Genomic DNA, 14,947 nt, shown 5'->3' with positions numbered 1-14,947 from the left:
CAAACGGCAAAGGCCGACCCGGTGGGCGGGTTGGGCGACTGCGGTTGGCGGCTCGGGGCGGGGGCCGGTTTTTTGCGGCTGCTCTTCCCCTCCCACCTCTTCCCAAACCTCCACCTTTTTTTCTTGCCTTCTGAATGAAAGCATCTTTCCCCCACTTTTTGCTGGCCCTGGGGCTGGCTTTGCCGGGCACCGCAGTGGCCCAAACCGAATTGGGCAACTTCTCGGCCGTGGGCCGGGGCGGGGTCATCAACACCTTCGCGCAGGGCTACCAGGCCATCGGCATCAACCCCGCCAACCTGGGCCGGTCTGGGGCGCCGCTGGTGTCGTTCACCATCGGCGAGTTTGGGGCGGGCGCGGCGTCGCGCACCCTGACCAAAGACATCTTCAAAAACATCATCACCAGCGACAGCCAGCCGCTGACGCCCGGGCAGCGCACCGAGCTGGTGAATGCCCTCTCGGGCCCCGACGTGCTCAACTTGAACCTCGACGGCACCACGCTGGGCCTAGCGGTGAGTCTGCCGAACGGCCTGGGCGGCATTGCCATCAGCAACCGCCTGCGCAATAGCCTGCATTTGGGGCTGAACCCCAACGCGGCCGACATCCTCGTGAACGGCCAGAACGCGGCCATCGTGAAGCAGTACTACCCCACGCCCAATACCGGCAGCACGCCCACGCCCACCAACCCCAACGCCCCACTGGTGTCGACGGTGCTCGACGGCACGTCCATTCAGCTGGCTTCTACCAGCGAATACAGCCTGTCGTACGGCGTCGAAGTGCTCAGCAAAGACGCCCTGCACATCTCGGTGGGGGCGGGCTACCGCTACATTCAGGGCCTGGGCATTGTGGACGTGCGCGCCGAAAGCGGCAGCCTCTACGCCTTCACGGCCCTCTCGCCGGTGTTCGACATCGACTACGGGGCGCTGTCGGCCAACCCCAACTTCAACAGCGTACGGGAATCGGGCTTGTTCAAATCGGTGGGCAGCGGCAACGGGTTCGATTTGGGCGTGGCCGTGGAAGCGGGCAAGGGCCTGCGCTTCGGCGCTTCGGTCACCGACCTCGGCAACATGACCTGGACGGGCAACGTGGTGACGGCCAACGACCAGCGCCTGCAGCAGCTGCAGTCGCAAGGCGCCACCACCTACGACATTTTCAGCAGCCTCGCCGACCAGTTCGACACCGACAAGCAAACCTTGTTCACCTACGAAGCGGCCAAGGAGCGCAAGGCCGCCCTGCCGGGCAAGTTTCGCTTCGGGGCCGGCATGCGCGTGAGCAACCTACTGGAAGTGGGCCTCGACGTGACCACGCCCCTCAACAAAGTGGCCGGCAACCTCACCTCGCCCTTTGTGGGCGTGGGCGTCGATTTTAAGCCCGTGAGCGGCGTGCGCCTGAGCAGCGGCGTGAGCGGTGGCGCCGGCTACGGCACCAACCTGCCCCTGGGCATCACTTTCGTGACTTCGGTGTGGGAAGCCGGTTTCAGCACGCGCGACGTGCTGGGGCTTTACAGCGACAAGTCGCCGTACTACTCGGTGGCGACCGGGATACTGCGTTTTCGCTTTGGCGGGAACAAGGAAGAGCAGTAGCAACACCACTAAATAGCACGTCATGCTGAGCGCAGCCGAAGCATCTCGCGTGTGGCAGTAAATCCTAACGATTGGAATACTACTGCCCGCGAGATGCTTCGACTGCGCTCAGCATGATGGTTTTTTACAAAACAAACTCAGCTCTTACGGCACCACCACAAAGGCCGGCAGGCCCAGCTTGCTGCGCCGGCCGCCCAGCTTCAGGCCTTCGTCCACGTACTTGCAGTCGGTGCCCAGGGCGTTGGGCTGCTCGATGACGCCGAGGTTGGGGTTGTCTTCGCGGGCCACGTAGATGCGCCCATCGGGGCCCAGCTGCAGGGCGCCGATTTTGCGATTGGCCGACTTGCCCACCAGCGTCTTGGCTTTGGTTTTGAGGTCGAACTGCCAGATTTCGGTTTGGCCGCCGCCCACGCCGTTGCAGGTGCCGTACACTTTCGAGCCGTCGGGCGAGAATTCCACGCCGTAGGCTTCAGCATAAGGCCCGAAGCTCCGCGGGTTGCTCACCTTGCCGGTGGCGCGGTCAAAATCGTAGATTTCAAACTTGTTGGTTTCGCGCCACAGCGCCGCGGCGAGGTGCTTGCCGTCGGGCGAGAACTTGAGGGCGCCAATGGCGTTGCGGCCGGGGCCGGCGTTCATGCTGCCCACGTTGCTCATGAGGGGCTTGGCGGCCACGCCGTCGGCCGTCACGAGGTAGCTCACGAAGGCGTTGGAGTTCCAGCGGTGGGCCACCACCCAGGTGTCGCGGCCGTTCTGGTGACGCACGGCGGCCAGCTTTTCGGCCACGGGCTGCACCAGCAGCAGGTTCACGCGGGGCAGGTCGCCGAAGCCGTTGTCGCGCGTCATGTCCACGATGGAGTAGCGCAGGCCGTTGGGCGTGCCCTGCGGGGCCACCGTGAAAATGTAGAACACGTTGCCCGAGCCCGGGTCGGGCACGATGAGGGCCGACTGGGTGCTGCTGCCGCTGCCCATCAGCTTGTGGCCGTTGGGCATGGGCTGGTGCTTGCGGTTCCACACGGTTTCGCCGTTGGTGTAAAAGAGCAGCTCGCCCCGGGCGGTGGTGGCCACGGCGCAGCCCTCGTAGGTACTCATCTTGCCGTCGTTCAGGGGCTTGGGGGTGCCGTCAGCAAAGGTGAGGCCGGCTTGCTGGCCGAAATACCAGATGTCGGTGGGCCGCTGGGCGCGGGCCGCGAGCGTGAAAAGCAAGGGAAGAAAGGCAAGAAACAGGCGCTTCATGGGCGGGGGTAATCAGGATGGTTTTGCGGCTAAACGAAAAAATCGTGCCCAATGGTGCGGGTTGACGTTCTGGCCGGTCGCCTCACCCCCTGACCCCCTCTCCCAAAGGGAATGCGACCAAGCATTCTTCGGGGGCACCGGTTTTGCTTCCAATGGGAATCGGCTGGCTCCCCCTCTCCCTGGGGAGAGGGGGCCGGGGGGTGAGGCGCCACGGCAGAACGAACTTACCGTGCCACCGCTAGCGCCTCCATTCGCAGCACGTCGTGGTGCTGCTCGAAATACGCGTAGCCGGGCATCAGGCTGCGCCAAAAAGCCTGGTGCGGGCTGCTACGACGCTTGGCCAGTTCGGCTTCGGTGAGCGGAAAGGGGAAAATGTGGACGGGAATGACAGGCTGCCCGGCAGCCCGCGCCGCCACGGCCAGCAGGTACACTTCCTCAATGCCGGCATCGGTGATGGGCATGCAGCCGATGGTGACCTCGCCGCCGTGAATAAAAATGTCGCCGCCGGGGTTGGGCTCGCCCAGCGCGCGGTCGGCCGCGTTGGGGTAATTGAGGCCCAGGGAAAGGTAGTAGTCGCTTTTCGGGTTGAACCGGTCGATTTCGTAGAAACCCTCGGGTACTTGCCGGTCGCCGGCCCGGCGCTTGGGGCCCAGCGTGCCCGAGGTGGCAGCCAGCGGGTAGATTTCGAACAACTCGTAAGGGCCGCTGCCCTGGTTGCGGGCCCACACCTCCACTTGGGCGCGGCTTTTCAGCATGCGGATGAACACTTCGAGCCGCTTCGGGTCGAGCGCGTGTTCGCGCAGGCGGGCCGCCAGCTGGGGCCCGATGGCCGCCTGCGCGGCGCGCACCCGCGGAAACCGCAGCTGCTCTTTCCAGAAAGCGGCCGGGCGCTTGCCCACCAGGCTGTCGGGCGGCAGCGCGGTGCCGGGTGCCGAGCAACTTTGGGCAAACAACTGGAAAACGGACAGCACGAGCAGCCCGCAGCACGACAAGCGACGCAGCATAAAACACAACCGGAATGGTGAAGAATGCCGCTACAACGGCATTCAAGTGTTTCTATTTTATGCCTTCGTGAAATTGCGCGTTTTCGCAAGGGCCAACCCGCCGGTGGGCTACCTTCGCGCCCGGTGGCGCGGCGGTGGCCCGCACCAAGCTTAGTTTATGCGCATTCGTTCCACATTCCGCCTTGTTGCGCCGCTGCTGCCGTTTCTGGCGCTGCTGGGGTGCTCCGGCAACACCAACCAGAAGCCCGCTGCCGAAGCACCCGGCGCTTTGCCCGGCCCCATTGCCGGCACCACCCAAACCCGGCTGCCCAACGGCTGGAAGCTCAGCCCCGCCGGCACCGCCACGCCCCTCGGCGACCTGCCCCTCAACCTGCAGCTCAGCCCCGACGGCCGCCTGGCGGCCGTGGTGAATGCCGGCTGGGGCCAGAACTCGGTGCAGCTGCTGGATGCTGCCTCGGGCCAACTGTTGGACACCCGCGTGGTGCCGGCCGCCTGGGCCGGGCTGGCCTTCGCGCCCGATGGCCGCACGCTGTACGCCTCGGGCGGGCAGCACAACCGCGTCCATTGCTTCCGGGTGGAGGGCCAAAAACTGCAGCCCGACAGCGCCCTGGTGCTGGGGGAGAAGTGGCCCAAGCAGAAGATTGGCGTAGCGGGCCTGGCCGTGGATGGGCGCCGCCAGCAGCTCTACGCCGTGACGCGCGAAGACAATTCGCTCTACACCATTGACCTGAAAACGCGCAAAACCCTGCGCACCCTCAAGCTGCCGGCCGAGGCCTACGGCGCCCTGCTGAGCCCCGATGGCACCCGGCTATACATCAGCCTGTGGGGCGGCCACGCCGTGGCTGTGTATGACACAGAGAAGCAGCAGCTGCTGGCGCCCATCCCCGTCGAAAGCCACCCCAACGACCTGGCCCTGAGCCGCGACGGCCGCCGGCTCTTCGTGGCCAATGCCAACAGCAACTCCGTGTCGGTCATCGACACCCGCGCCGGCCGCGTGACGGAAACCTTGAACACGGCCCTCTTTCCCAACTCGCCCGCCGGCAGCACCCCCGACGGCGTGGCCCTGAGCGCCGACGACACGCAGCTCTTCATCGCCAACGCCGACAACAACTGCCTGGCCGTGTTCGACGTGCGCGACCCGGCGGCCAGCCGGCCTCTGGGCTTCGTGCCCACCGGCTGGTACCCCACGGTGGTGCGCGTGGCGGGCCAGCAGCTGCTGGTGGTGAACGGCAAAGGCAGCACCTCGCTGGCCAATCCCAACGGCCCGAATCCCATCCGCGACGTGGGCGAGAAGGGCGCCGGCTACATCGGCGGGCTGCTGAAAAGCTCGCTCTCGCGCCTGCCCGTGCCCGACGCGGCCGCGCTGGCCACGTTTTCGGCCCAGGTGTATGCCAACACGCCGTTCACGAAGGCCCGCGAGGCCGCGCCCGAAGTGCCGGCCGGCAACCCCGTGCCCCAGCGCGTGGGCGAGGCCTCGCCCATCAAACACGTCTTCTACATCATCAAGGAAAACCGCACCTACGACCAGGTGCTCGGCGACCTGCCGGCCGGCAACGGCGACGCCAGCCTGTGCCTTTTCCCGGAGAAGGTGACGCCCAACCACCATGCCCTCACGCGGGAGTTTGTGCTGCTCGACAACTTTTATGTGGATGCCGAGGTGAGCGCCGACGGCCACAACTGGAGCACGGCAGCCTACGCCACCGATTTTGTGGAAAAAACCTGGCCCAGCAACTACAGCGGCCGCGGCGGCGAATACGATTTCGAAGGCAACAAAGGCGAAGTGGCCGAACCCAAGGACGGTTTTCTATGGGACTACTGCCTGCGCGCCGGCCGCACGTTTCGGTCCTACGGCGAGTTCGTGTTTCAGGGCAAGCCCACCACGCCATCCATCGCGGCCAACTACTGCAAGGAGTACCCGGGCTTCAACATGAAGGTGAAGGACGTGGACCGCGAAAAGGTGTGGGAGGCCGATTTTGACCGCCTGGTGGCCGCCGGCAAGCTGCCCAACCTCAGCGTCATCCGCCTGCCCAACGACCACACTTACGGCGCGCGCAAGGGCGAATTGCACCCCTGGTCCTACGCCGCCGACAACGACCTCGCCCTGGGCCGCCTGATAGAGCACCTCTCCCAAAGCCCTGTGTGGAAGGAATCGGTGGTGATGATAGTGGAAGACGACGCCCAGAACGGCCCCGACCACGTGGACGCGCACCGCTCCACGGCCTACCTCGTGGGCCCCTACATCCGCCGCCACGCCGTGGTGCACACCGCCTACACCACGTCCGGCATGCTGCGTACGCTGGAGCTCATTCTCGGCCTGCCGCCCATGAGCCAGTACGACGCCGCCGCGCTGCCGCTCTGGGCCTGCTTCACAGCCAAGCCCAACCTGAAGCCTTACACCCTGCGCCCCGCCACCACGCCCCAAGACGTGCGCAACACCGCCTTCAACGCCCCCGCCCGCCGCGCCCTGAAATTTGACATGACCCGCGAAGACGCCGCCCCCGACCTGGCCTTCAACGAGAACATCTGGCAGGCCATTCGGGGCGAGCACAGCCACATGCCGGCCCCGCGCCGGGCCGCCTTCTTGCGCGAGGCCAAGGCCGAGCACGAAGAGGAGGAAGAAGGGGATGACGACTGAACATCAACTCCCCTCCTCCGTTGAGGAGGGGACGCTTACGCGAAGCGCGAGCTGGGGTGGTTGCACTCGTTGAACGATGGGCGAACCACACGGCTGCGAGCCGTTCACCCCCCACAACCACCCCCGTTCGAGCCGTTGGCTCGAACATCCCCTCCTTGGTAAGGAGGGGAGTTTGACCGTCCAATTTACCCGATTCCATGCAGCTAAAACCTCTTTTTACCTTCCTCTCCGGCCTCGCCAAGCACAACGAGCGGCCCTGGTTTCAGGAGCGCAAAGCCACTTATGACCAGCTACGCGCCCAGTTTGTGGAAGACGCCGAGTATTGGTTTCAGGAATTGCAGAAGCTAGACACGGAACTGGCCGGGCCTGAGGGCCGCAAAAGCGTGTTCCGCATTTACCGCGACGTGCGCTTCAGCAACAACAAGGACCCCTACAAGACGCATTTTTCGGTGTACTTCACGGCCAGCGGCAAAGACATCGAAACGCCGGGCTACTACCTGCAGCTGGGGCCCAACGGCAACACGCTCATCGCCGGCGGCATGTACCAGCCCGAAAAGGAACAATTGGCCGCCATTCGCCAGGAAATCGACTACAACGCCGACGAGCTGAAAACGCTGCTGGCCGCGCCGGATTTCCAGCGCTACTTCGGCGGCCTGGGCGGCGACCGGCTCAAGAAAGCCCCCGCCGCCTATGCCGCCGACCACCCCGAAATTGAGCTGTTGAAGCACAAAAGCTTCGTGGCCACGCATCAGATGGCCGATGCCGACGTGCTCAACCACGAGGATTTTCGGGCCTATGTGCTGGAGGTTTTCCGCGCCATGGTGCCGTTTTGCCAGTTTCTGCGCCACGCCATCAGCCAGTAACCGCCCCGGGCATCGTCACGACAGGGAGGCTACCAGGTCAGGGTTTCCTGCTCATGGCCGGCCCGAAACAGGGCGCTTTGCTTTTTGCCGTTGGCCTCCACGTTCACGATGTTCATTTCATCGCCAAATACTTCCAGCATCATGGCCTGGCGCAGCTGCACGCCGGGCTGGGGGCCGGGCAGCGGCACTTTGCAGAACAGCCAGTAGCCGTCGTTCTCGGCCTGCATGCCCAGCACCTGCAGCTGCAGCGCTGCTCCCACCGTGGTGCGCACCTGCAGCGTGCGCTGCAGGTAGGCCGTGGCCAGCGCGAGGGGGCGCGGGCCGGCATCGGTGAGGTTCACGGGCGTGGGCTGGCCTTTGGAAATGGCCTTTTCAAAGTCGTCGGTGAACACCTTCACCGACAGCTCCAGCTGCTGCTTGGCCGCGTTGTAGCGCAGCTCCGTGATGGTGCTGTGGTAGGCGTGCAGCGCCGGGGCCGCGCCCGCCAGCGGCAGTAGCAGCACCAGGGCAGCGAGGGTGGCAAGCAAGCGCATGGGCGTGGGAGCGGGTTTGATAACGGGGGCGTCTGTCATCCTGAGCAAAGCGAAGGACCTTATCATGCCTGCAACAGTTGAGTTACTGCGCTTCGTTCGGCGGTGATAAGGTCCTTCGCTTTGCTCAGGATGACAGACGCGAGTCTGCTTAATTGAACAGTTTCATCACCTGCTTGAACACGATGACGTAGGCCATCAGGGCCAGAATCAGGACCGTGCCCACGCGCTGGGCGCCTTCCAGGAAGGCATCGGAGGGCTTGCGGCGCAGAATCATCTCGTAGAGCAGGAACACCACGTGGCCGCCGTCGAGGGCCGGAATGGGCAGCAGGTTCATAAAGGCCAGCACCATGCTCAGGCCGCCGGCCAGGCCCCAGAAGTGTTGCCAGTCCCAGGTGCCGCCAAATTGCTGGGCAATTTCCACCGGCCCGCCCAAGCTTTCGGAAGCCGAAATCTCGCCGCGGCCAATCTTGGCGAAAGCGCGGGCCTGCAGGCCAATCACACCAAAGGCTTTCTTCACGCCCGCCGGAATGGCCTCGGCCACGGTGTATTTGCGGGTACCCACTTTCAGGGTCGACTTGCGCTCGAAGCCGATGCGGCCCGACTCCGTGACCGGGATGTTCAGCGTGAGGGTTTGGCTGCCGCGCTGCACCACGGTGGCCACGGTCTTGCCTTTGTTGGCGAGCAATACGGCCTGCAGCTCGTCGAAGAACTGCACCGGCCGCCCGGCCACGCTCGTGATGACGTCGCCGGCCAGCAGGCCCGCTTTGGAAGCGTTGCCGCCGGGCGTCACGCGGTCCACGGCGAAGGTTTCGCGGGGGCGCACCAACAGGCTGTCCTCGCTTTGCTTGCTGAACTTGTCGAGGAAGTTTTTCGGGATTTTGAGGTCTTCCAGCTGCCCGTTGCGCTCCACGGTGTAGTAGGAATTGTCGCCCATGATGACGTCGGGCTTGAACACGTCGTCGAACTCGGTGAACGGCCGGCCGTTGATTTTCACAATCTTGTCGCCGGTGCGGAAGCCGATTTCGCGGCCCAAGCCGTTGGGAATAATGCCGTAGCGCGCCTCCGAGGCCGGCAGAAACGTCTCGCCGTAGTGGGCCGTCATGGCCGCGAAAATGGCAATGCCCAAAATCACGTTCATGATGATGCCGCCCAGCATCACCAGCAGGCGCTGCCAGGCCGGCTTGCCGCGGAATTCGTCGGGCTGCGGCGGGCCGGCCAGGGCCGAGGCGTCCTGCGTCTCGTCAATCATGCCGTGAATCTGCACGTAGCCGCCCAGCGGAAACCAGCCGATGCCGTATTCCGTCTCGCCGATTTTCTTTTTCACCAACGCAAAGTTGGCCACGTTGGGCATTGGAAACAGGAAGTCGAAGAAGATGTAGAACTTATCGACCCGGATTTTAAACAGCTTGGCGAAGGCGAAATGGCCGAATTCGTGCAAGCCGACAAGGATGGAAAGCGCCAGCACAAGCTGGCCAATCATGGTGAGGATAGCCAAGGGGGATTTTTTATTTATCTGTCATCCTGAGCGAAGCGAAGGACCTTATCACGCTCGCGCTGCAGGGGGGGAGTAAATCTGGCGAAGGCAGCCGTGATAAGATGCTTCCTTCGTCAGCATGACAACGATTTTTAAACCAAGGTTTCGGCGAGGCGGCGCGTTTCCGCGTCGGTAGCCACCAGGTCGGCCAAGATTGGCTCGGCAAGGTACGATACCCGCGCCAGGCACTCCGCCACCAGGTCCGACATCTGCCGGAAGCCCACCTGCTCCCGCAAAAATGCGGCCACGGCCACTTCGTTGGCCGCGTTGAGCACGCAGGGCGCGTTGCCGCCCCGCCGCATGGCCCCAAAGGCCAGCTCCAGGTTGGGAAATGCCACCCGGTCGGGCGCCTCGAAGGTGAGGGTGGGGTAGTCGAGAAACGAGAAGCGGGGGAAGGTATTGGCCAGCCGCTGCGGGTAGCCCAGTGCGTATTGAATGGGCAGCTTCATGTCGGGCAAGCCCAATTGGGCTTTCAGCGAGCCGTCCTCGAACTGCACCAGCGAGTGCACGATGCTTTGCGGGTGCACCACCACGTCAATCTGCTCGTTGGTCAGGCCGAACAGCCACTTGGCCTCAATCACCTCCAGGCCCTTGTTCATGAGCGAGGCCGAATCGATGGTGATTTTGGCGCCCATGTCCCAGTTGGGGTGCTTCAGGGCCTGGGCCTTGGTCACGGCTTCCATCTCGCGGGCAGTGCGCCCGCGGAAAGGGCCCCCGGAGGCCGTGAGGATGATTTTTTCGATGGGGTTCAGTTCCTCGCCCACCAAGCACTGGAATATGGCCGAGTGCTCGGAGTCGACGGGCAGCAGGCGCACGTTGTGCTGGCGCACGAGGCCCGTGATGAGCTCACCGGCCACCACCAGCGTTTCCTTGTTGGCCAGGGCAATGTCCTTGCCGGCCCGGATGGCGGCCACCGTGGGCAGCAGGCCCGCGTAGCCCACCAGGGCCGTGAGCACGATGTCGATTTCGGGGCGCGTCACCACTTCGGCCAGCGCCGTGGCACCGGCCAATACTTCGGTTTCGGGCTGCTGGGCCAGCGCCTCTTTCAGGGCCTGGTAGCAGCTTTCGTCGCCAATGACGACCACCGCCGGCCGAAACTCCCGCGCCTGCTGTGCCAGCAGCTCCCACTGCCGCTGCGCACTGAGCACCGCCACCCGGAACCGGCCCGGCTGCTGCCGCACCACCTCCAGCGCCTGCGTGCCAATGGAGCCCGTGGCGCCCAGCAACGCCAGCGTTTTCACCTCATTTTTTTCAACCATATTGCTATAAACACGGAAACGACGCAAAAGTACGCCCCTCCCATGCTCGCGCCCTTACGCCCGCTTGAGGGTGGCCGCCACAAACTGGTCGACGACGTCGGCAATGGCTTTCACTTCAGCCACCACACCGTCGGTGATGGGTGCGGGGCCGCCGGTGGGGGCGGGGCGCTCGGCCAGGGCGCTCAGGCGCGCCAGCTGGCCGCCAATGGCCCGGTACACGGGCTCCCACAGCACGGCGGTGCGGTCGGTGTGGGCGCCCAGGGTGCGGCGCAGCTCCAGCAGGCGCATCACCAGGCCCGCCAGGATGGCCAGCAAGGTCCGCTCGATGGGCAAAAACTGACGGGGCGGGCCGTCGTACACGCACAGCGAGCCCAGGTTGAAGCCATCGGGCGTGCGCAGGTTGTGGCCGGCGTAGAAATGCAGGCCCAACTGCTGCACCAGCGAGGTGTCGACGCCGGGAATGGTGGCCTGGGCCAGGTCTTCGAACACGGCCGTGTCGTTTTGCAAAATGGTGGCCGAGCAAATGCTTTGCTCGCGCGGAATTCGCTCGATGGGCACGGGCAGGTTGTAGGGCGCCTTCACCAGCACCTGGTTTTGCTCTACGATGGAGAGCATGGCGTTGGAAGCGCGGAACAGCCGGGCGGTGGCGGCCACCACGTCGTCGAGCACCTTTTCGCTGCGGGCGTCCAGCAGCTGGTAGCGGTCGAGGGCGTCGAGCCGGGCCGCGTCGTTGGCCGGTATCAGGGAAGTGGAAGTATCAGCCAAAACAAAAGGAAAAGAAAAAGCCGGCCAGAAGGGCCAACCACTACGGGCCGTGCAAGCCCCGTGCGCATACGGCTGAGCTGTCGGCCCCGACTTGTACCGCTGCCAGGGGGGCAGGGTTGCGTGGCCCGGTCGGCGGGTGCCGGCGCGGTTAGCGGCGTTGGAGCGTTGAAACCAGAAACTGGTCGATGATGCCCACGATGGCTCCGGCTTCTTGCGCCACGGCCGGGGCCAGCTCGCGGGTGGGGCCGCTTCCCAGCCGTTGCCGCTCGGCCAGCGCGCCCAGGCGGCCCAGCTGCTCGCCGATGGCGCGGTACACCAGTTCCCAGAGGGCCACGGTGGCGCCGGCGTGAGCGCCCAGCAGGCGGCGCAGCTCCAGCAGGCGCATCACCAGCCCGGCCAGGCGGCCCAGCAGCGTGCGCTCGGCCGGGGTGAAGCGGCGGGGCGGGCCGTCGAGCAGGCACAGCGCGCCGAGGTTGTGGCCATCGGGCGTGCGCAGGTTGTGGCCGGCATAGAAGCGCAGCCCCATCTGCCGCACCAGCGAGGTGTCGACGCCGGGCGCGCTGGAGTGGTCGAGGTTTTCGAACACGGCCGTGTCGTTTTGCAGAATGGTGGCCGAGCACAGGCTTTGCTCGCGCGGCACCCGCTCGATGGGGGCCGGCAGGTTGTAGGGCGCTTTCACCAGCACGGTGTCTTTTTCCACGATGGAAATCATGGCGTTGGATACCCGAAAGAGCCGGGCGGTGGCGGCCACCACGTCGTCGAGCACTTGTTCGCTGCGGGCGTCGAGCAGCTGGTAGCGGTCGAGGGCGCGCAGGCGGGCGTCGTCGTTGGCCGGAATCAGGGAGGCGAGGAAGGGAGTCACGTCCGGCAGGGTAGAAAAGGTGGTAGAGGGCAAGCTAGTGAAAAACGGGCAGAGGCCGGTAGGGGTTCGGCCCGCGGGCGGGCTGCAAGTCGTCCGTTACCTTTGGAGGCGTGTCGGTACCTGCTTCTTCTGCTTCTGATTACGATGTGGCCATCATCGGGGCCGGGCCGGCGGGCGCGGCCTGTGCGCTGGCCCTGCGGGCTAGCGGCCTGCGGGTGGCGCTGCTGGACAAGGCCCAGTTCCCGCGCGACAAGGTGTGCGGCGACGCCATTCCCGGCCACGCCCTGAAGGCCCTGCGCCAGCTCGACCCCGCCTTTGCCGAGGCCCTGTGGCAGCTGCAGCCGCTCGACGCCGTGCGCCAGTCGCGCCTAGTGGCGCCCAACGGCGACAGCCTCTGGATGCGCTGGAAGCTGCCCAGCTTCAACAGCCCCCGCGAAACCTTCGACGCTGCGCTGCTGGAGCTGGTGCGCCTGCACACGCCCACCACCATTCTCGAAAACACCATCCTCAAAGGCCTGCACGTGGACGCGGAGTGCGTGCGCCTGCACCTGGCCGAAGGCGCCGAGCTTACCTGTCAGGTGGTCATCGGCTGCGACGGGGCCAACTCGGTGGTGCGCCGCCAGTTGCTGCCCATGCCCCTCGACCGCGCCCACCACTGCGCCGGCGTGCGGGCTTATTTCGAAAACATCAAAGACGCCGAAGCCGGCCTCACGGAATATTTCTTCACGAAGGATTACCTGCAGGGCTACCTCTGGATTTTCCCCGTGGGCCAGGGCCGCTACAACGTGGGCCTGGGCATGCTGTCGGAAACGGTGGCCCGGCACAAAGTCGACCTGAAGCAGGTGCTGCCCGAGCTGCTGGCCACGCACCCCGCCCTGGCCGGCCGCTTCGACGACGCCCGGCAGCTGGGCGCCATTCAGGGCTTTGGGCTGCCGCTGGGCGGCGGGCGCACGGTGCCCGTGAGCGGCGCGCGCTTTCTGCTGTGCGGCGACGCGGCCTCGCTCATCGACCCCATTCAGGGCCACGGCATCGACACGGCCATGCAAAGCGGCATGCTGGCCGCCAAGCAGGTGCTGGCCTGCTTCAAAAAGCAGGAGTTTAGCGCCGACTTCATGCGGAGCTACGACGCCCAGGTGGCGCACCGCATCAGCCGCAAGCTGGCCAAAAGCTACCGGATGATGCGCTTCCTCAGCAACAAGCCGTGGCTGGTGAACGCGGGCGTGCGCCTGGCCCGGGTGCCCGGCCTGAAGCCGTGGGTGCAGAAGGCCATCGGGTGAGGTGCTGGCGTTTTAACCCCGTTTTAATCCGGTTTCGAATATCTTCTGCCCGGCGGTACGTACAAGCAGGTAGTTCATCCTTTGGATTTTAAACCTCCCGCTTATGTCTCGTTCTGCCTTTTCTGGCCGTCGCCGGCCCGTGCGCCTGCCGCGCTTCGTTGTTCTTGCCGCCCTGGCGGCTGGCTTGCTGGGCACGCTGCCCGGCTGCTCCAAAGACGAAGACATCACCACCCCCACGGTCACGAACCCCGACCGCATCAGTGTGCCGCAGGCGGCCTTGCATCCGGAGGGCGTGCAGTACGACGATGCCAACAAGCGCTTCATCGTGAGCTCGCGCACCAAGGGCGTCATCAGCACCGTGAAGGACGACAGCACCTTCGCCCAGCTGGCCGACGACTCCCGCCTGATTTCGACCATCGGCGTGAACCTCGACGCCGGCCGCAACCGCGTGCTGGTGGCCGTGTCCGACAACGGCGTGAACCCGGCCCGCACCACGGCCGCCACCCTGCGCAAGCGGGCCGCGCTGGCCATTTTCAACAACACCAGCGGCGCCCTGCTCAACTACGTGGACCTGGGCGGCCTCCCCGCTGCGGCCACTTACCCCAACCACTTTGCCAACGACATTGCCGTGGACAAAGACGGCAACGCCTACGTGACGGACAGCAACGCGCCCATCATCTACAAGGTCGACCCGCAGGGCGTGGCCTCGGTGTTCCTGACCAGTCCGCAGTTTGACGCCGGCACCGCCTTTGGCCTGAATGGCATCGTGTACCACCCCGACGGCTACCTGATTGTGGCCAAAGCCAATACCGGCACCCTCTACAAAGTGCCCATTGCCACTCCCGCCAGCTTCACCGCCGTCACCAACGCCGCCGGCCTGAGCCTGACCGGCGCCGACGGCCTGCTCCTCACCGACCCGCAAACGCTGCTGCTCGTTTCGGGCAGCCAAAGCACCGTGTACCGCCTCAGTAGCACCGATGCCTGGGCCAACGTGCGCAGCACGGGCACTTTCGCCACCGGCGCCGTGAGCCCCACCACCATCACCAAGCGCGGCTCTGATGCCTACGTGCTGTACCCGTACACCGCCACGTCGCCGCGGTTTAAGATTGTGAAGGTGCGTTTTTAAGCTGCCTGCTTTTGATGAAGCGGCGGGTTGTCGGCGCAGCCTTGGGTTGCCGACAACCCGCCGTTTTGTTTTCTATCCACAAGCTGACCGAGCGCTACCACTGCGCCGGCCAAACCCTGCACCTGCGTCACCTCAGCCCGATTGTCGCCAGCTGCTTGAGCAACGTGGGGGCGCTTATTGACGTGAATGTTAAAGAAAACCCGCAGGATGTAGTGGTAGAGGAGGTGTGGGCGGGTTGAGGAAGAGGCCCAAGAAGAAAAGTCTACGGCTCATCTT

General features: G+C 65.0%; 13 protein-coding genes. 6 read left to right on the top strand and 7 right to left on the bottom strand.

The features are described from left to right. Window positions 1–134: 134 nt before the first annotated feature. Window positions 135–1,580 carry a DUF5723 family protein gene (locus tag IC234_RS18920; RefSeq protein WP_190927732.1) on the top strand — a complete coding sequence of 482 codons (1,446 nt, stop codon included), beginning with the start codon at window positions 135–137 and terminating at the stop codon, window positions 1,578–1,580. Between the two features lie 144 nt (window positions 1,581–1,724). Here the strand turns inward: IC234_RS18920 and IC234_RS18915 are convergent, their stop codons facing one another. Both IC234_RS18915 and IC234_RS18910 read right to left on the bottom strand, forming a co-directional pair. Next, on the bottom strand, window positions 1,725–2,783 hold the full coding sequence (locus IC234_RS18915; protein WP_223827780.1) for a TolB family protein: 1,059 nt from the start codon (window positions 2,781–2,783) through the stop codon (window positions 1,725–1,727). A gap of 254 nt (window positions 2,784–3,037) precedes the next feature. Further along, window positions 3,038–3,817 (bottom strand): L,D-transpeptidase family protein, encoded by a 780-nt coding sequence (locus IC234_RS18910; protein ID WP_223827779.1) that lies wholly within the window; start codon window positions 3,815–3,817, stop codon window positions 3,038–3,040. A 157-nt stretch (window positions 3,818–3,974) separates the two neighbouring features. On the opposite strand from IC234_RS18910, the gene IC234_RS18905 reads away from it, so the two are divergent. After that, window positions 3,975–6,452, top strand: coding sequence for a bifunctional YncE family protein/alkaline phosphatase family protein (locus IC234_RS18905; protein WP_190927728.1), 2,478 nt, complete (start codon window positions 3,975–3,977; stop codon window positions 6,450–6,452). A gap of 197 nt (window positions 6,453–6,649) precedes the next feature. Next, window positions 6,650–7,315: a DUF2461 domain-containing protein gene (locus IC234_RS18900; protein ID WP_190927726.1), complete on the top strand. Its 666-nt coding sequence runs from the start codon at window positions 6,650–6,652 to the stop codon at window positions 7,313–7,315. A 29-nt stretch (window positions 7,316–7,344) separates the two neighbouring features. Here IC234_RS18900 and IC234_RS18895 read toward each other — a convergent pair whose 3' ends face one another. The 5 genes from IC234_RS18895 to IC234_RS18875 form a co-directional block, all read right to left on the bottom strand. Beyond that, complete coding sequence (locus IC234_RS18895) at window positions 7,345–7,848, bottom strand: DUF6702 family protein (RefSeq protein WP_190927723.1); 504 nt, start codon at window positions 7,846–7,848, stop codon at window positions 7,345–7,347. A gap of 148 nt (window positions 7,849–7,996) precedes the next feature. Beyond that, window positions 7,997–9,328, bottom strand: a complete 1,332-nt coding sequence (gene rseP / locus IC234_RS18890; RefSeq protein ID WP_240539779.1) for an RIP metalloprotease RseP — start codon at window positions 9,326–9,328, stop codon at window positions 7,997–7,999. Window positions 9,329–9,474: 146 nt separating this feature from the next. Continuing rightward, window positions 9,475–10,641, bottom strand: coding sequence for a 1-deoxy-D-xylulose-5-phosphate reductoisomerase (locus IC234_RS18885; RefSeq protein ID WP_190927719.1), 1,167 nt, complete (start codon window positions 10,639–10,641; stop codon window positions 9,475–9,477). A 54-nt stretch (window positions 10,642–10,695) separates the two neighbouring features. Continuing rightward, window positions 10,696–11,406, bottom strand: coding sequence for a GAF domain-containing protein (locus IC234_RS18880; protein WP_190927717.1), 711 nt, complete (start codon window positions 11,404–11,406; stop codon window positions 10,696–10,698). Window positions 11,407–11,554: 148 nt separating this feature from the next. Next, on the bottom strand, window positions 11,555–12,268 hold the full coding sequence (locus IC234_RS18875; protein ID WP_190927715.1) for a GAF domain-containing protein: 714 nt from the start codon (window positions 12,266–12,268) through the stop codon (window positions 11,555–11,557). A gap of 110 nt (window positions 12,269–12,378) precedes the next feature. On the opposite strand from IC234_RS18875, the gene IC234_RS18870 reads away from it, so the two are divergent. The 3 genes from IC234_RS18870 (at window position 12,379) to IC234_RS18860 (ending at window position 14,910) form a co-directional block, all read left to right on the top strand. After that, a complete protein-coding gene (locus IC234_RS18870; RefSeq protein WP_190927712.1) occupies window positions 12,379–13,545 on the top strand; it encodes an NAD(P)/FAD-dependent oxidoreductase in 1,167 nt (388 codons plus the stop codon). Window positions 13,546–13,648: 103 nt separating this feature from the next. Continuing rightward, window positions 13,649–14,671 carry an SMP-30/gluconolactonase/LRE family protein gene (locus IC234_RS18865; RefSeq protein WP_190927710.1) on the top strand — a complete coding sequence of 341 codons (1,023 nt, stop codon included), beginning with the start codon at window positions 13,649–13,651 and terminating at the stop codon, window positions 14,669–14,671. Between the two features lie 65 nt (window positions 14,672–14,736). Then, window positions 14,737–14,910 carry a hypothetical protein gene (locus IC234_RS18860; RefSeq protein WP_190927708.1) on the top strand — a complete coding sequence of 58 codons (174 nt, stop codon included), beginning with the start codon at window positions 14,737–14,739 and terminating at the stop codon, window positions 14,908–14,910. Window positions 14,911–14,947: the final 37 nt, after the last annotated feature.

This window comes from Hymenobacter armeniacus (assembly GCF_014699055.1).
Classification (GTDB): domain Bacteria; phylum Bacteroidota; class Bacteroidia; order Cytophagales; family Hymenobacteraceae; genus Hymenobacter; species Hymenobacter armeniacus.
The sequence above is the reverse complement of the archived record's forward strand: the minus strand, read 5'-3'. Positions and strand labels throughout refer to the sequence as shown.